This is a genomic window from Actinomycetota bacterium (assembly GCA_014360655.1).
Classification (GTDB): Bacteria; Actinomycetota; Geothermincolia; order Geothermincolales; family RBG-13-55-18; genus JACIXC01.
In genome coordinates this window covers 145,347-161,996 of the sequence record JACIXC010000001.1, presented here as the reverse complement: position 1 = coordinate 161,996, position 16,650 = coordinate 145,347, and the positions used below count along the sequence as shown (strand labels likewise).

Annotated in this window: 17 protein-coding genes and 1 tRNA gene; 15 read left to right on the top strand and 3 right to left on the bottom strand. The window is 65.4% G+C overall.

Going from position 1 to position 16,650, the window contains the following annotated elements; all coding sequences use genetic code 11:
* Positions 1–5 precede the first annotated feature (5 nt).
* From H5T73_00660 to H5T73_00640, 5 genes are all read left to right on the top strand, one after another.
* Positions 6–881, top strand: coding sequence for a stage 0 sporulation family protein (locus tag H5T73_00660; protein ID MBC7246277.1), 876 nt, complete (start codon positions 6–8; stop codon positions 879–881).
* A gap of 216 nt (positions 882–1,097) precedes the next feature.
* Positions 1,098–1,697, top strand: a complete 600-nt coding sequence (locus H5T73_00655) for a 2-oxoacid:acceptor oxidoreductase family protein (GenBank protein MBC7246276.1) — start codon at positions 1,098–1,100, stop codon at positions 1,695–1,697.
* Positions 1,698–1,928: 231 nt separating this feature from the next.
* A complete protein-coding gene (locus H5T73_00650) occupies positions 1,929–2,210 on the top strand; it encodes a 4Fe-4S binding protein (protein MBC7246275.1) in 282 nt (93 codons plus the stop codon).
* Positions 2,207–3,439: a pyruvate ferredoxin oxidoreductase gene (gene porA / locus H5T73_00645; GenBank protein MBC7246274.1), complete on the top strand. Its 1,233-nt coding sequence runs from the start codon at positions 2,207–2,209 to the stop codon at positions 3,437–3,439. The genes H5T73_00650 and porA overlap by 4 nt, the downstream gene beginning before the upstream one ends.
* Positions 3,436–4,398, top strand: coding sequence for a pyruvate synthase subunit beta (locus H5T73_00640; GenBank protein MBC7246273.1), 963 nt, complete (start codon positions 3,436–3,438; stop codon positions 4,396–4,398). Before porA ends, H5T73_00640 begins: the two co-directional genes overlap by 4 nt.
* Before the next feature lie 138 nt (positions 4,399–4,536).
* On the opposite strand, the gene H5T73_00635 is transcribed toward H5T73_00640, so the two are convergent.
* Positions 4,537–4,612 (bottom strand) — tRNA-Thr (locus H5T73_00635).
* Between the two features lie 394 nt (positions 4,613–5,006).
* Here H5T73_00635 and H5T73_00630 point away from each other — a divergent pair.
* Positions 5,007–5,528 carry a hypothetical protein gene (locus H5T73_00630; protein ID MBC7246272.1) on the top strand — a complete coding sequence of 174 codons (522 nt, stop codon included), beginning with the start codon at positions 5,007–5,009 and terminating at the stop codon, positions 5,526–5,528.
* A gap of 447 nt (positions 5,529–5,975) precedes the next feature.
* On the top strand, positions 5,976–6,929 hold the full coding sequence (locus H5T73_00625) for a hypothetical protein (protein ID MBC7246271.1): 954 nt from the start codon (positions 5,976–5,978) through the stop codon (positions 6,927–6,929).
* A 388-nt stretch (positions 6,930–7,317) separates the two neighbouring features.
* On the opposite strand, the gene H5T73_00620 is transcribed toward H5T73_00625, so the two are convergent.
* Positions 7,318–7,560, bottom strand: a complete 243-nt coding sequence (locus tag H5T73_00620) for a hypothetical protein (GenBank protein MBC7246270.1) — start codon at positions 7,558–7,560, stop codon at positions 7,318–7,320.
* Between the two features lie 346 nt (positions 7,561–7,906).
* Between H5T73_00620 and H5T73_00615 the strand changes: the two genes are divergently transcribed.
* Together H5T73_00615 and H5T73_00610 are read left to right on the top strand one after the other, a co-directional pair.
* Positions 7,907–8,692 (top strand): prolipoprotein diacylglyceryl transferase, encoded by a 786-nt coding sequence (locus H5T73_00615; GenBank protein MBC7246269.1) that lies wholly within the window; start codon positions 7,907–7,909, stop codon positions 8,690–8,692.
* Positions 8,693–8,811: 119 nt separating this feature from the next.
* Positions 8,812–9,387, top strand: a complete 576-nt coding sequence (locus H5T73_00610) for a hypothetical protein (protein MBC7246268.1) — start codon at positions 8,812–8,814, stop codon at positions 9,385–9,387.
* A 14-nt stretch (positions 9,388–9,401) separates the two neighbouring features.
* Here the strand turns inward: H5T73_00610 and H5T73_00605 are convergent, their stop codons facing one another.
* On the bottom strand, positions 9,402–10,544 hold the full coding sequence (locus H5T73_00605) for an acyl-CoA dehydrogenase family protein (protein ID MBC7246267.1): 1,143 nt from the start codon (positions 10,542–10,544) through the stop codon (positions 9,402–9,404).
* A 388-nt stretch (positions 10,545–10,932) separates the two neighbouring features.
* Here H5T73_00605 and H5T73_00600 point away from each other — a divergent pair, with 388 nt between their 5' ends.
* The 6 genes from H5T73_00600 to H5T73_00575 all read left to right on the top strand — a co-directional run bounded on the left by H5T73_00600 (position 10,933) and on the right by H5T73_00575 (position 16,461).
* Positions 10,933–11,376 (top strand): response regulator, encoded by a 444-nt coding sequence (locus H5T73_00600; GenBank protein ID MBC7246266.1) that lies wholly within the window; start codon positions 10,933–10,935, stop codon positions 11,374–11,376.
* A gap of 348 nt (positions 11,377–11,724) precedes the next feature.
* Positions 11,725–12,708 (top strand): hydroxyacid dehydrogenase, encoded by a 984-nt coding sequence (locus tag H5T73_00595; protein MBC7246265.1) that lies wholly within the window; start codon positions 11,725–11,727, stop codon positions 12,706–12,708.
* A gap of 240 nt (positions 12,709–12,948) precedes the next feature.
* Positions 12,949–14,622: a thiamine pyrophosphate-binding protein gene (locus H5T73_00590; protein ID MBC7246264.1), complete on the top strand. Its 1,674-nt coding sequence runs from the start codon at positions 12,949–12,951 to the stop codon at positions 14,620–14,622.
* Positions 14,623–14,627: 5 nt separating this feature from the next.
* Entirely contained in the window at positions 14,628–15,032 is a 405-nt protein-coding gene (locus H5T73_00585; protein MBC7246263.1) for a YjbQ family protein, read from the top strand.
* Positions 15,025–15,852 (top strand): SAM-dependent chlorinase/fluorinase, encoded by an 828-nt coding sequence (locus tag H5T73_00580; GenBank protein ID MBC7246262.1) that lies wholly within the window; start codon positions 15,025–15,027, stop codon positions 15,850–15,852. Before H5T73_00585 ends, H5T73_00580 begins: the two co-directional genes overlap by 8 nt.
* Positions 15,853–16,257: 405 nt before the next feature.
* Positions 16,258–16,461: a hypothetical protein gene (locus H5T73_00575; GenBank protein MBC7246261.1), complete on the top strand. Its 204-nt coding sequence runs from the start codon at positions 16,258–16,260 to the stop codon at positions 16,459–16,461.
* The last annotated feature ends 189 nt before the right edge of the window (positions 16,462–16,650 follow it).

Below are 16,650 nucleotides of genomic sequence, written 5' to 3'. Positions count from 1 at the left end.
ACGAGATGGCAGTGGTGGTAGGTGTAACCTTTAAAAAGGGAGGAAAAGTCCACTTTTACGACCCGGACCGGCTGTCGCTGCGGGTGGGGGACGAAGTCATGGTCCCAACCCCGCGGGGAGCGGAGTTCGGGGTGGTCGCAGTGCCGCCGCGGGAGATCCCCGATCCCGCGACGCCAGACGGCCTGAAGAAGGTCATACGCCGCGCGACGGACCGGGACCGGCAGCAGAAAGAGCGCAACGAGATCCGCAAGGACCGCGCCCTGCGCAAGTGCGAGGAACTCATAGCCAAGCACAAGCTGCCCATGAAGCTGGTGGACATAGATTACGCCTTCGACGGCAGCTCCATCACCTTCTATTTCACCTCAGAGGGAAGGGTGGATTTCCGTGCCCTGGTGCGCGACCTGGCATCGACCCTCAAAACGCGCATAGAATTGCGCCAGATAGGGGTGCGCGACGAGGCCAAGATGGTTGGCGGCCTGGGCCCCTGCGGCCGCACCCTCTGCTGTGCCACTTTCCTCAACCAGTTCCATCCCATCTCCATACGCATGGCCAAGGAACAGCACCTGCCCCTGAACCCGGCGAAGATATCGGGCATATGCGGGCGCCTCATGTGCTGCCTCCATTACGAGCACGAGGCATACCGCCGCTTCCAGCACTGGGTTCCCGGACCGGGCGAGGAGGTGGAGACGGAGCGGGGCAGGGCAAGGGTCATCGCCCTCGATATGCTTCGGGAAACGGTCACCCTGGAGCTGGAGGACGGCGAGAAGCTCACCGTCGCGGCGTCGTATTTCGGGCCTGAGCCGCAGGACATCGAGCCGGAGGCGGAGGAGACCGAGGACGAGATCGTGGAGGAAACGGACGAGGATCTGCCGGACGCTTAGCGCGGCGGAGGCCGCACGAGAGGGCACGGCGGACGAATGCGGGCAGGGCCGACGGTAGAGGAAGCGGGAGGCGAAAAAAGGGGCGCACGCGGCGCCCGCCGCGCTTTCTCATCGACAAGATTTCCCTCCGTATGCTATATATTTGTGTCATGCAGGTTCCGAAGTATCCCCCGCAGCGCAGGAGCGGGGGAGTAGTGGACGACGGGAAGGAAAATTATGGTAGAAATCAGGTTCCACAGCCTGGGAGGGCAGGGAGCGGTAACCCTTGTCAACCTCCTGGCCCAGGCAGGTGACCTGGCCGGCTGGCAGGTGCAGGCCTTCCCCTTCTTCGGTGCCGAGAGAAGGGGAGCTCCGGTGAAGGCCTATGTGCGCATGGACGACAAACCCATAGCCCTGCGCAGCCAGATATACCAACCCAACTACCTGGTGATATTGAGCACCTCGCTGATCGAGGCGGCCGTCACCGAGGGGACCAGGGAAGACACCGTGCTCCTGGTGAACATGCGGGAGGATGAGGCCGAACTGGTGAGGGGCCTTCCCTACGAAGTCTACGCGGTGGACGCTACCTCCATAGCCCTGGACCTGGACATGGTGGTGGAAGGGATGCCGGTCCTGAACATCGTCTTCCTTGGCGCCGTCTCCAACGTGACGGAACTGGTCAGCCTGGAGACGGTGACCGAGGTCATAAGGCAGAACGTGCCGCCCTCACGCCTGGATGCGAGCCTGCAGGCGGCCAGGCTGGGGTTCACTTCCGTTAACCTCGTCAGGAGGGCGAAACCCCATGCCGGAAAGGGTAGGAGCGCGGCTTCCGGGTGAACCGCGCGTGCCTGCGCGGCAAAGGGAAGGCCGGGAGAAGAGGAGGCGGCCGACAGGAAGAAGGGGCACAGGATCGGAAAGGCGGGAAGGGAGGCCCAGGGAGGAACCGCAAGGGAAAGAGACGACACGCAAGGACGACATGCGAGGACGACACGCAAAAAGAAGGCGCGAAGGGTGACGGAAGGGCCCGACACATAATAGAGATGCACGAGAGGTAGGCGCGAGGCAGCGATGCCCAGAAAAAGGAAGAAGACGGGACCGCAGGAGGTGGGTTTTCTCACCACCCTCTCCGTGCCCATGGAGGGGAGCGTGGGCAAGACGGGCACCTGGAGGACCTTCCGCCCCTTGCTGGACGCGGAGAGGTGCAACAAGTGCCTGCTCTGCTGGATATACTGTCCCGAGGCCTGCATCAGCAAGGATATCGTCATCAACTACGACTACTGCAAGGGGTGCGGCATCTGCGCCGAGGAGTGTCCCACCAGGGCCATGACCATGGTGAAGGAGGAGGGATAGAGGAGAAGATGAGGCTGGTCGAGACCGGGAACCACGTAGCCGCCTGGGGCGCCCGCCTGGCGCGGGCGGAGGTGGTGTCCGCGTATCCCATAACCCCGCAGACCCAGGTCATCGAGGAGATCTCCCGTTTCATCGACGAGGGTGAGATGGACTGCTCCTACATCCCGGTGGAGAGCGAGCACAGCGCCATGGCGGCCATGATCGGGGCGGTGGCCATGGGGGTGCGCTCCTTTTCCGCCACCTCTTCCCACGGCCTGGCGTACATGCACGAGCTCCTCCACTGGGCCTCCAACATCCGCCTGCCCATGGTCATGGTCAACGTCAACCGCGCGCTGGGCCCGGGGTGGAACATCTGGTGCGACCACCAGGATTCCCTGGCGGCGCGGGACACGGGTTGGATACAGCTGTACTGCTCCACGCACCAGGAGATCCTGGACACCATCATCCAGGCCTACCGCGTCAGCGAGGACCCGAAGGTCATCCTGCCGGTTATGGTCTGCTACGACGCCTTCATCATGTCCCACACCTACATGCAGGTGGAGATACGGGACCAGGAGGCGGTGGACCGCTTCCTGCCGCCCTTCCGCTCACTGTGGAAGCTGGACCTGGATTACCCCTTCACGCACGGCTCGGTGATCTATCCGGACGACTACGAGGAGGTAAGGTTTTCCATACACCAGGCCATGGAGAACGCGCGCCGCGTGATCGTGGAGGCGGCCGAGGAGTTCCGGGAGGTCGTGGGGGGCTACCACGGCGGGCTGGTGGAGACCTACCGCATGGAGGACGCCGAGTGCGCCCTGGTGGCCATGGGGGCGGTGGCCTCGGAATGCCGGGTTACGGTGGACTTCCTGCGGGAGCGCGGCCACCGCTGCGGGCTGGTGCGCGTGCGCTGCTACCGCCCCTTCCCGGTGGATGAGCTGAGGGGACTTCTCGAGCGGTTGCAGGCGGTGATGGTGGTGGACAGGGGTTTCTCCTTCGGCATGGAGGGCGCCCTCTACTCCGAGGTGAAGGCGGCAGTCTACGGGCACGGCGACCGCCCCGTCTACGACCTGGTGACGGGCCTGGGAGGGCGCGACGTCCCCTACGACGTCATCGCGGAGAACATGGAGGCCGCCCTGCGCGGGGAACTGCCGGCGGAGAGCCGCTGGCCGACGGTGCGCCTCAACGAGCACCACGAGCTGGTCAAGAGAAGCCTGGAAGAGTACTGGAAAAGGGAGGGAGTGCGGTGAGGCTGCGCGACTTTCCGGAGGAGGAGCTCTTCCTGCAGGGCAGCGCGGCCTGCCAGGGTTGCCCGGGGAGCGCCGCCCTGCGGGTGGCCTTCAAGGCACTGGGGAAGAACACCATCCTGGCGGTCATCGCCTCCTGCACCTCGGTGCTGCAGAGCCCCTATCCCGCCTCCGCGCTGGGTCTCCCCACCCTGAACATGGCCTTCGCCACCGGGGGCGCGGTGGCCTCGGGTATGACCGCGGCCGCCGACCGCCTGGTGAAGAATGGCAGGTTCTCCGAGAAGCCCACCATACTGGTGTGGGCTGGCGACGGCGGGACCTACGACATCGGCATACAGGCACTCTCCGGCGCGGCGGAGCGCAACGCGGATTTCATCTACGTGTGCTACAACAACGAGGCCTACTCCAACACGGGGACGCAGCGCAGCGGCGCCACCCCCTACGCGGCGTGGACCACCAACACCACCAGGGGGAAGGGGGAATGGCGCAAGGACGTGGCCCAGATCATGGTGGCCCACGGCATCCCCTACGTGGCCACCGCCTCCCTGGCCTATCCCACGGACATGTTCCGCAAGTTCGCCAAGGCCAGGGAGATCAGGGGGACGCGCTACATCGAGATCCAGGCCCCCTGCCCGCCCGGCTGGAAGTTCCCCTCCAGCCACACCATCAAGGTCGCCCGCCTGGCGGTGCAGACGGGGATGTGGATGCTATACGAGCACGAGGGAGGACGCACCACCTACACGGCGGGCACCCAGCGCATCATACAGGGGCAGGCCAAGCTGGCGCCCGTGGAGGAATACCTGCGGGCGCAGGGGAGGTTCCGCCACCTCTTCGAGCCCGAAAGGGACGAGAAACGCATCGCGGAGATCCAGAACCGCATAGCCAACATCTTCGAGACGCTCCAGTTCACCCACAAGATGAAGGAGCACATCATGGACATCGAGATGGCCCCTCCCCGCTGAGGGACCGTTTCGCACCCCCTCGTCATCTTCTTGAGCGTCTTGGGTCGGAAAAAGAAGACGGGCACGCCCGCGCCCGCCATGATCAGCAGCATCCCGCCGCATATCCTGAGCGCCGCCACATGAACTACCTCGTAATACTGGAGCCGGCGTGCGGACTCGAACCGCAGACCTGCTCATTACGAGTGAGCTGCTCTACCTGCTGAGCTACGCCGGCTTCTCCCAGATTATAATACACGGGCATGCGTTGGGCACCTGCATGCGAAGAAAAAAGGAGGCCGTCTGTGCGGCGCCGGCTGGGACGACACGGCGCCCGCCGGAGACCCATGTGGGGCCCAGGCGCAGCATTTTTCCCGTGACCCGCAACGGGGAATGCGCCGTGCATGTTGACTCGTACGGGCGCTTGCGTCACGTCGGACCCGTCCGTTCCCCGGGACCGCCACCCGGATCACCCCCTCTTTTTATCCGCTCGTCCCCCGCATGGCACCGCTCCCCGGATGAACGGGCTTATTCACCGGATACTTGTTCAATGCCCCGCGAAGGTGAACGACAATGAAGGTGAGAAAGATTTCTGGAGAAGAAATCTCGAAGATTTAAAAGGAGGTAGAAAGATGGGAAAGAGGATGAAGATGCTGGGGATGCTGGGGGCGTTGGCCATGCTCACGCTCCTGCTCGTGGGCGCCCCCGCGCGGGCCGACAACCCGCAGGACGTGGCCGTGTCGGCCAGCGTCGCCGAAGCCCTGCGGCTGACGGTGACGGGGGCACCGGTGGACTTCGGGGGCAGCCTGCTGCCCGACGGCGGCCCCGGCCTCGACGGCGTGTACACCGATTCCATAGGGGCCAGCGTCTCCGCCAACAGGCCGTGGAGGCTCGAGGTAGACAAGGACCGGGACCTCACCAGCGGGTCCGACGTCATCCCCTCGAGCCGCCTGACCTTCACCTCCACCTCGAGCGACGGTAGGGTGACCGCCACCCGCGGGACCGCCACCGAGTTCGGGACGGACGTCATGGTGGCGGAGGGCAACCGCGGCGGCAACATCGGCCTCACGGTGAACTACCGGGTGGACATCGAGTGGGAGGACCCGGTGGGCAACTACACGGCCACGCACACCTACACGGTGGTGGCGCAGTAGCGGACAGCATCCCGCCGGATTTGGCGAAGAAAAGGAGCGGCCCGGATATCTTCCGGGCCCTCCTCGTTCTTTTTATTCTTGCATTATACTCATGCATTACCCCGCACATCGCCCCGCTTCCCGTGACCCTCCTCCCGCGCTGCATGGAATGGGCGCGCGACTCGAGAGGGCTTGCATGCGTGTTTCCCCCTGAGATCGCCGCATTGTCCGCTCTCCCCTCGACGATATACCCGGGTTGCGGGGGAGGAATAAGTCGGATTGCACGCAAAAAGGTTGTATAGGATGGCCGACGGAGAGCCGATTTAGGATAAGGTGTCCTTTGGATATGAAAGGCCCTGGGCGTTGAAAGGCCGGGCGGGTTGGATTGCCGGCAGCCGGGCGAGAGCGGTCCGTGCGAGGATTATGAAGGATGGAAGGTCATATGAAGGATAGAGGGGAGGAAGCGGGATGATGAGAAGGTCCGGCATGACCCTGCTCGTGTTTGCGGCGGTTTTCGCCTTCCTTCTGCTGGGGCCCGCCCCCTCCGCCCGGGCACAGGACTTCGATCTCACCGTCTCGCCCGTCAAGAAGGAACTGACCCTGGCGCCCGGGGAGGGAATTGATTTCACCGTCACCCTCATCAACCACGCGGAGCACGACCAGGAGCTCCTCGTATACGCCATGGACTTCTTCATCAACCCGGACAACAGTTACGATTTCCGTGAACCCGGCTACTATACCTACTCCTGCTCGCATTGGATCACCATCCCGCGCGGACGCTTCACCGTCCCGGCCCGTTCCCAGCACGAGGAGCCCTTCCACCTGCAGGTGCCCGCGGACGCGGAGCCGGGCGGGCATTTCTCGGTGCTGTTCTTCCAGGACGCGACCGAGCCCCCTCCCGGGCAGGGAGTGAAGCCCAGCTACCGCATCGGTTCCCTGATCCTGGTCACCGTGGAGGGAGAGATCGTCCGGGACGCGGAGGTGAAGACCCTCTCCGTGGAGAGCGATCTCTTTTCCCTGTGGGGGCCGCCCGCCGGAGGGGAGGCCGGATGGCCGGCGCGGGATATCCGGTACCACCTGGAGGTGGAGAACACGGGGAACGTGCACCTCACCGTGCAGGCATCCCTGAGTTACCGCGCGAAGTTCGGCTTCGGCTCCGGCACCGTCGACTTGGGGGAGATCACCCTCCTGCCGGGCACGGTGCGCTATTTCGACGGCAGCCTGCCCAGCCCCCCCTTCCTGGGGGTTTACGAGGCGGAGGCGGTGATCAGGTACGGCCCCCAGATGAACGTCTTCGACACCGAGAAGCGTGCAAAGGGCGGCTTCTGGGTGGTCCCGCTGCCCTGGGCGCTGCTGTTCATCCTCCTCGGCGTGGGGGTCTGGTGCCTAGTGCGCCGGCGGCGCCGGCGTAACGAAGCCTGAAGGCGGCTCTCCCGCCACCGATGTCTTTATCCTGGGTCCCCGGGAGTCACGAGGCGCATGTCAACGCGATGGCGTTGCTCCCGTGCCCTACTGCCGGCGACGTTATCGATGGCCGCGATCATTATGCAACGTAATCTTGATGAACCCCCTTTATGTCTGCGGCATCTCATCACGGTCATCACATTCATCAAGCAGCGACATATACATTTAATAATGCGCCTTAATAGCGCGCCGTTGATCGTGAGAACCCCGTTGCCGAGAGGGGGAGAACTCGGCCTCAGCCGTTACATCCGGGTCACAACATCATATTGCCCAAGGCCGTATGCCCGGAGCTCCTGTGCCCGTGCTTCCGGTGGAGAACAGGCGTCGTGAAGGGGAGTGGTGAAGGTCAGCGGGGGAGGATGGTCAGGAGATCCGCCTGGTGGATGGCGATCGCGGAGACATTGCCCCTTACCTGGCCGTCCGCGTCCACCCGCACGCAGGGAGCTATGGAGACCTCGACGGATACCGCACCCGATTCCCGCGCCGCGGCAAGGGGGGCGAAAACGGCGAAAAGAAGAGAAAGGCAAAGAAGTGCTGCAATAAAGCCCGTTACCAGCACCGTTCCCCTAAACGATCCCCTGTTGCGCATCTCCCGCAAACCTCCCCGCCGCCTTTTTCCCTCACTTAGAAAAACGGAAGGGAAAGGGCTTGCAAGCATAGGCAAAAGGTATGATTATCGATTGCCCGGGGTATTATACCTTTCTCCCGTTGCCTTTAAATGTTGTCCTGGGAGTCGCGGGGGTTCCGGTTGGTGTCTTACCTTGCGGGTGAGCGCTCTGCTAAACTTGACCCCGAAGGCCGCGGCAGGGGGCGGTGCCGGTCCCGCAGGTATGGTGAGAGCCCGCGGACGGAGGCATGCGCGGGCTTGTACGGCCGGGCGGGAGGCAGGCCCGATCACCCCGTCATACGAGGGGAGCAAGAGGGGAGGTGGCGGCGTGCGGCCGGTTCTTTTCCATATAGGGTCATATCCCGTGTATTCCTACGGGGTGATGCTCTTCACCGCCTTCCTCGCGGGCGTGCTGGTGGCGGCCCGGGAGTTGCGGAGGCGGGGCCTGGACGGGTCCGTCATGTACACGGTGGGGGCCGTGGCGGCCATCAGCGGTGTCTTCGGCGCCCGCCTCTTCTACGTGCTCGGGCACCTGGACCAGTTCTCGGGGAACTGGGGGGCGGTTTTCGACCTCAACATGCGGGGGCTGGTATTTTACGGAGGGCTGCTGCTCGCCGTGCCCGCCTGCGTGCTGACGGTGCGCCGCCTGGGGGTCTCCACGGGGGCGGTGGCGGACGCGGTGGGCCTCACCCTCCCGCTTTCCCTGGCCATAGCACGCGTCGGTTGCTTCCTCAACGGGTGCTGCGGGGGAAAGCCCTCCGGCCTGCCCTGGGCGGTGACCTTCCCGGGATCGGACACGGCGGTGCATCCCACCCAGCTTTACGAGCTGGTCATGGACCTCGCCGTTTTCTGCTTTCTACTGTGGGCCCGCAGGAGGCTGCGGCGGGGGTGGGACCTCTTCCTGCTTTCCGTGGCCTGCTACGGGGCGGTGCGCTTCGCGGTGGAGTTCTTCCGTTACCACGCCGACGCATCGGCTGGCATCTTTTTCCAGGTAGTGAGCGCGCTGCTCTTCTGCGCGGGCATCTCGGTAGTATTATTCCGAGAGAGAAGGAAGGTCGAGAAGGCGGCGGAATCCAACGGCAAGGGTGAGGGAGGGAACATCTGCGGAGGCTGAGGCGGCGTAACGGCCGGGAGGCTGGCCGAAGGCGGAGCCGGTGCCCGTTTATCTTTACGTATTAAGGGGATATATCCGGTTATCGTGGGGAGAAGCCGGCGCAGGGAGGATGTCCTGACATGAGCGGTGATGAGCGGGAGAAAAACACCGTCTTTCGCGAGGTGCAGCGCTTTCACCAGTGGTGGATATACCTGGTGGTGCTGGCGGTTACGCTCTTCGCCTGGTACGCGCCGCTGCGACAACTGTTCGCAGACAGGCCCCCGGGAGAAAAGGAGGCGCCCGACTGGTTCATGTACCTCGTCTGGCTGCTCATGGGCATGGGGTTCCCCGCCCTCTTCCTCTCCGCCCGCCTGGTGGTGGAGGTGAGGGATGACGGCATCCACTACCGCTATCACCCCTTCCACCTGCGCTTCCACCGCATCGGCGTGGAGGAGATAGAGGAAGCGGAGGCGCGCACCTACCGCCCCGTCCTCGAGTACGGCGGCTGGGGGATAAGGTACGGCCGGAAGGGCAAGGCCTACAACGTGTCCGGTAACCGCGGCGTGCAACTGAGACTGCGTGACGGCAGGAGGGTCCTATTCGGGTCGCAGCGGGCCGAGGAGTTCGCGTCCGCCCTGCAGGAGGTCATGGCCTCGCCCCGGAGGCCGCGGGAAGGCGGGGCTCCGAGCGGTGGCCAGGGGGCGCCAATGCGGTAGGAGGCGGACGATCCTCAGAGGCCGTAGGAGCGGGCGATGATCTCGCGCATGATCTGGTCGGTGCCGCCGCCTATGGGGCCCAGGCGCATGTCGCGGTAGGCCCGCGCCAGGGGATATTCCTCGGTATAGCCGTAACCGCCGTATATCTGCAGGGCCCGGTCCGCAACGCGGCAGGCCATGTCGCAGGTATAGAGCTTGGCCATGGCCACCTCCTTCACCGGTTCCTTGCCCTCCACGTAGAGCTTGAGCACGTGGTAGGTGAAGGCCCTCCCCAGCTCGATCTCGGTGGCCATGTCCGCCAGCATGTGGGATATGGCCTGGAACTTCCCGATGGGCTTGCCGAAGGCGTGCCGCTCCTTGGCATACTGCAGGGAGATGTCGAAGAGTAGCTGGGCCCCGGCCACGGAGCCCAGGGCCATGATGAGCCGCTCCCAGACAAAGTTTGCCATTATCTGGAAGAAACCGCGGTTCTCCTCGCCCAGCAGGGCGTCGGCGGGGACGCGCACGTCGATGAAGGAGAGCTCACCGGTGTCGGAGGCCTTCCACCCCAGCTTCTTGATCTTCTTGGAGGTCTCGAAGCCGGGCGTGCCGCGGTCCACGATGAACTGGGAGATGCCCGCGTAGCCCTTGTCGCGGTCCGTCTTGACCGCCAGCACCACCCAGTCGCAGCGCACCCCGTTGGTGATGAAGGTCTTGGAGCCGTTGATGATCCAGTCCGAGCCGTCGCGCACGGCATAGGTCCTGATGCCCGCCACGTCGGAGCCCGCCTCCGGCTCGGTGATGCCCAGCGCCCCGATGGTTTCGCCCCTGATGCCCGGCACCAGGTATTTCTCCTTCTGCTCCGGGGTGCCGAAGCGGTTGATCTGGGGCATGGCGATGCCGATATGCGCCCCCAGCCCCGCCGCAACTCCCGCGGAGCCGCAGCGGGTGATCTCCTCGTGGAAGACGGCCTCGGCCAGGCGGTCGTCGTCCCCCCCGTATTCCTCGGGGTAGGACATACCCAGGAACCCCAGCTCCCCCATGCGGGTGTAGACCCAGCGCGGGAACTCCTCCGCTTCTTCCCATTCGTCGGCGTGCGGGGCCAGCTCGTTTTCCACGAACTGGCGCAGGCTGTGCCGGAAATCCTCGTGCACCGGTTGAAAGATGTCGTAGCTCATCCTGCCCTCCCGTGTCGGTCAGTGGTCGCGAGCGCCCGCTTAGGCGGCTGCGACGCAAGAAGAGATGTGACGCATGGAGATTATACCATCATGGGTAGCGGTCTTCCCACGCGGGACGGACTTCGCGTCGGCGCCCCGCAGGGGGAGGAAAACGTGCCGCCCGCGTGGAAGGTAAAAGGGGATTGCACTGTTTCCGCGAGTGGCCGGCACGTTGCGCGTGCCGCCGGGGGCGGCGATCGGGCTGAGGCGGTGGGCCGCCGCTTGCCTTGCCGAGGCGTGGGGAGGCTGAGCGGATGGCGTGCGGGAGGCGCGGCGGCTTCCCGAGCCCCGCTGTTTGCAGCGATGGCGCTGCGGCGGTTAGAATAGGGGTACTGCAGGAAGGAGGGGTATGGCTGCACGCGTGCTGGTAGTTGACGACGATCCCATGGTGACCCGGCTCGTGCGTATCAACCTCGAGCTGGAACACTTCGAGGTGGAGGAGGCCTGGGACGGGAAGACGGCCATGAGGATGATGAGGGAGAACCCGCCCGACCTGCTGGTGCTGGACATCATGATGCCCCAGATGGACGGCTGGGAGATCCTGAAGATGATACGCGAGGACGAGCGACTGAAGGAGCTGCCCGTTGTGGTGCTCACCGCCAAGGTGCAGGACGAGGATATCGCCCGGGGATGGAGGATGGGTGCCGACGGTTATATCGTGAAGCCGTTCAACCCCGTGATCCTGGGCGAAGAGCTGCGCAAGGTGCTGGAAGCCGGCCCGGAGGGGCGGCGGGCTCGGCGCGAGGAAGCCATCGATAGGTACAAGGACATCTACATCGAGGACATGCCCTGAGGGTTGAGGACACGCCCCGAGGGCGAGGCCGCGGGCCGCCGCGATCACCTTCACTCACATTTATATCACTTTCCTGTCACCTTCTCTTAACCGCGCTCCTTCGCTTTCTCGCCCGCGAGACCGTGATCATGGATGGGAGAACCGGACGAGGACCGATCTTCTCCGACGCTGCGCAACGCGCGGGGCGTGGTATAAGATGGAAGGGGGCGTGGCACGGTATATACGACCCCGGAAGGCCCGGGAGCGTGTCGCGGGCGGAGCGCGCCGCACCGGTGGGACGAAGGCGGGTGCCGCGGCTGGGATGTGCGGATGTCGGGACCCGTTCGGGCAGCGTGACGGGAGGAGAGGATGGCAAGGATAGTGGTGCTTTCACCCCTGCCCGGGGAGGCGGTGCAGGGGATGTTCTCGGAAGCCGGCGGGCGCGGGGACATCGTGGTCGAGGTCTATGACGGGGACCCGGGTCCGGGCCTGGTGGAGGCGGTAAGGGGGGCGGATGTCATCATAGGGGACTTCACCTTCCGCCTGCCCATCGACGCCGCGGTGGCCGAGGCTGCACGCGGGTGCAGGCTCATACAGCAGCCGAGCATCGGGTATCAGCACATAGACATCGAGGCCACCCGCAGGGTGGGCATACCGGTCGCCAACGTGGGGGCGGCAAACGCCGTGGGGGTGGCGGAGCACGCCATCATGTTCATGCTCTGCCTGCTGAAGAGGGCCCTCTACTTCCACGCCAGGACGGCGCGCGGCGAGTGGGGGCAGTCGGACATCTTCACCCTGGGGATGTACGAGCTGCAAGGAAAGACCCTGGGGATAATAGGTATGGGAAATATTGGCAGAGAAGTGGCGCGGCGCGCGCGTTCCTTCGGGTGCAGCATCCTTTACCACGACACCAGGGCGCTGCCGGCGGAGGAGGAGCGGGAGCTGGGGGTGGAGTACGCGGGACTAGAAGACCTCCTGCGGGCGTCGGACATCGTCACCCTCCATGTGCCCCTCACCGGGGAGACCCACCATCTCATCGACCGGGATAGGCTGGCGTTGATGAAGCCGGGGGCCTACCTTCTCAACCTGGCGCGTGGCGAGGTGGTGGACGAGGAGGCCCTGGCGGAGGCCCTGGACGAGGGGCGGCTGGCGGGAGCCGGCCTCGACGTTTTCGGCGAGGAGCCGGTGAACCCCGCCAACCCGTTGCTGCGGTCGGACAAGGTGATACTCTCACCGCACGTCGCGGGGGGGACCAACGAGAGCCGCGTGCGCATGTTGCAGGTGACCCTGGACAACGTCACGCGGGTTCTTTCCGGAGAGAAGCCGCGTTTCGTGGTCAACGGCGTCACGTGATCGTCGGCGGAAAGGCCGCAAGCGGGACGGTGACTGCCGGTGGGCCGCAGGGAACGCGTTGAGCCCTGACCCCCGCGGCAGGTCGCTTGCCGGGCCGGCGACAAGGGGGACTGGCGGCACCGGGGCAGGCGGCACCGGGGCAGGCGACAGGGACAGGCGGCGGCTGCATCACGCGGGAACTCGCGCGGGAACGAGGGGCATGCGAAAAAGACGGACGGTGAAGGAGGGACGGAGGGTAACATGAACTGCGCGCAGTTAATCATCGAGGGCCTGAAGGCCATGGGGGTGACCCGGGTCTACGGCATCATCGGCACCTCCAACTTCGCTTTCGTCAACGCGCTCTACGACCACCAGGATGAGATAAGGTACATATCCTGCCGGCACGAGCAGGTGGCGGCGAGCATGGCCGACGCGGAGGGGCGCCTCACCGGCATTCCCGGGGTGGCGCTCACCCACTCGGGACCGGGCACCCTCAACGCCCTCATCTCGGTGGGCAGCGCTTACAAGGACTGCAGCCCCATGATCTTGCTCAGCGGCGCGGTGAAGAGGAAGCTCAGGGGCGCGGACGGCATGCTGGAGGCGGACCACACGAGCATCTTCGCTCCCCTGTGCAAGGGGACCTTCCGGCTGGAGGAAGCGGACATGGCAGCATCGGTGCTCGCCAGGGCCTACAACCTGGCCGTCTCCGGGGCGCGCGGGCCGGTGCTCATCGAGGTTCCCGAGGACGTGTGGGAGGAAGAGGTCGCGCTGGATGTTCCCAGGTTCCGCTTCGCAGCGGACTACCGTCCCCCGCTGCACGTTGAGGACGTCTGGAAGGCCCTGGAGATCATCAAGGAAGCCTCCAGGCCCCTGGTACTCGCCGGCGGCGGCGTGGCGTATTCCGGCTCCGCGGACCTCTTGCGGCGCCTGGCGGAGACCATGCGGGTTCCCGTGGCCACCACCGGCAACGGCCGGGGGACCATACCCGAGGACCACGAGCTCTGCCTGGGAAGGGCGGGTTTCGGGGGCGGCAACATCATGGCGGACGCGGCCCTGGGCGAGGCGGACGCGGTCCTGGCGCTGGGGTGCACAATCTCCGACATGACCTCCTACGAGTACACCCTCCCCATCCCCGGCGAGGTGGTCATGGTGAACATAGACATGGAAGCCATGCTCTCCAGCCGCCTGCGTCCCCGGGTGCCCATCGAGGCGGACGTGAGGGACTTCCTCGTCGAGGCCCTGGACGCTCTCAAGGAGTACCGTCCGCCGGAGAGGAGGGAGTGGTGGGAGTTCCTGGCCGGCAAGCGGGAGCAATGGGAGGCCATGGTCCGGGAGGGCAGGACGTCCGGGCGGGAACCCCTCTCCGGGGCACGCGTCATCCACGAGCTCGCGCAGCTCCTGCCGCGGGAGAGGATCGTCACCGTGGGGTCAGGCACGCACCTCCTCTACCCCATGGCCTACCTGCCCTGCCTGGAGCCCCTCACCTACCTCTCGGCCGTCAACTTCGGGGCCATGGGGTTCGGCTTCCCGGCAGCCATGGCCGCCAAGCTGGTGCATCCCGAGCGGGAGGTGGTGGCCATCCTGGGTGACGGGGATTTCATGATGACCCTCCAGGACCTGGAGACCGCCTGCCGGGAGGGCATCAAGGTGCTGGTGCTGGTGATCAACGACCACATGTACCGCGTGCTCAACATCCGGCAGCGGGTGCAGTGCCAGGGCAGGATCATCGGCACCTGCCACGGCAACCCGGATTTCGCCTCCCTTGCCCGCTCCTTCGGCGCGGCGGGCTGGCGCCTGGAGAAGGTCGCCGACATCAAGCCGGTGCTCGCGGAGGCCCTTGCCGTGCAGGGGCCGGCGGTGGTGGACGTGATCATCGACCCCGAGGACCTGCCGCCCTTCAACATGGAGGCCTCCCTGCGCATGAGCCTGGGGTGAGGGGCATGGAAGAATACACCATAGAGGTCTCAACAACCTCCCGTTCCCAGCTGGTGGACATCACCTCCAGGGTGCGGGAGGTGGTGAGGAAGACGGGGATGAAGGACGGGGCGTGCCTCGTCTACGTCCCCCACACCACGGCCGGGGTGACCATAAACGAGGCCGCCGACCCGGCGGTGGCGGCGGACATCCTGGGACACCTGGAGAAGCTGGTGCCGCGCGGCGGAGGCTACCGGCACCGTGAGGGCAATGCCGACGCCCACATCAAGGCGAGCCTCATGGGGTTCTCCGCCGCCGTGCCGGTGGCGGGAGGCGACCTGGAGCTGGGGACCTGGCAGGGAATATTCCTCTGCGAGTTCGACGGTCCGCGGCGCAGGAAGGTGAAAGTGCGGGTGATACGCGATGGATGAGCGAGAGGCGGGAGGACTGGTAACGTTTACCAGTGATTTCGGGACCGCTGAGGAGTGGGTGGGCGTGGTGAAGGGCGTCATCCTCTCCATAAACCCCGGGGCGCGCATCCTGGACATATCCCACGACATCCCCCCCTTCGACATCGGCAAGGGCGCTTTCGTGCTGGCGGCGGCCCTGCCCCACATCCCCGTGGGCGTACACCTCGCCGTGGTGGACCCCGGGGTGGGCACGCGGCGCCTGGCTGTGGCGCTGGCATGCGCGCGGGGCGACTTCCTGGTGGGACCGGACAACGGCCTTCTCATGCCCGCGGCGCAGCGCCTGGGAGGCGTTACCGGGGCATACTTCCTGGAGGACAGCGACTTCTTCCGCCATCCCGTCCACCCCACCTTCCACGCCCGGGACATCTTCGCCCCCGTGGTGGCGCACCTCTCGCTGGGGGTACATCCTTCCGAGATAGGGGTGAGCATGGACGCGGGCGACCTGGTGCCCGCCCCCTGGGACAGGGCAAAGGAAGGCGAGGCCGCCGTCTACGCCACGGTCATCGATATCGACCGCTTCGGTTCCCTGCGCCTAAACGCCTACCCGGAGCAGGTGCGCGCGCTCGGCTGGCGGCTGGGGGACGTGGTGCGGCTGGGTATCGGCGACGAGGAGATCACCGCCTCGCTGGTCTCCACCTTCGGTGACGTGGAGGCGGGCGGGATCCTCCTCTTCGAGGATTCCTCCGGCGTGATGGCGGTGGGGGTCAGCGGGGGGAGCCTGGCCGCGCGCACCGGCTCCCGTCCCGGTGACGCGGTGATCATCTACGGCCCCCACGAGTGACGTCTGCAGAGGGATCACGGGCACAGGGGCCGGGGCTCACTATATGCATGGGTGGGGTGCGTATGGGGAGGCCGGGCCGGGGGCTCGTGCTCGCTTCACGCCGCCCTTTACTTCTTCCGGCCCGGGGCCTCAGGGTAACGGTCTCGCTCGGCGCCGCGCGCCTTTCCCGAAGATCCGAGACCTTGGGTAAGGCGTCCTCGCTGCGACCGACCCTGTAGTTCCCCGGGCTTGGTTGGCGTGTATACATCCTTCTTCCGGCGGCCGGGCCGCCGGGTAACGGCCTCGCTCGCAGGCTCGCTGCGACCGACCCGGTCGTTCCCGGCCTCAGTCGGGTGGAATGCGATATGCGTATTGTAAAATATGCTCCGTACGCGTTTCCTGCCGTGAGAGAAGAGGGGAGGGGAAATGGGCCGGGAGTGCAAGCATCACGAGGAGAACCTGAAGATGTGCAACTGCACGTACGAACCCTGTTCCCGCAAGGGATACTGCTGCGAGTGCCTCCACTACCACCGGCGTAACGGGGAGCTACCCGCCTGCTTCTTCCCGCCGGAGGTGGAGAGGACCTACGACCGCTCCGTGACCAGGTTCCTAAAGGTAAAGGGTGGGTGAGATGGCCGACCCGGCCGACCCCTGGGTTATAGTCTTGCGGATAAGAGCGGGAGGACCTGCGCGAACCGTGAGCGCGGGACGCGAGCGCGGGATCGTGACAACGGGGAAAGATCCGCGAAAAGCGTTGCGGTGCAAAATAGTTGAAACGCCGAAATGAATGGGGATTAAAGGAAGCAAGCGTCGCGCGGA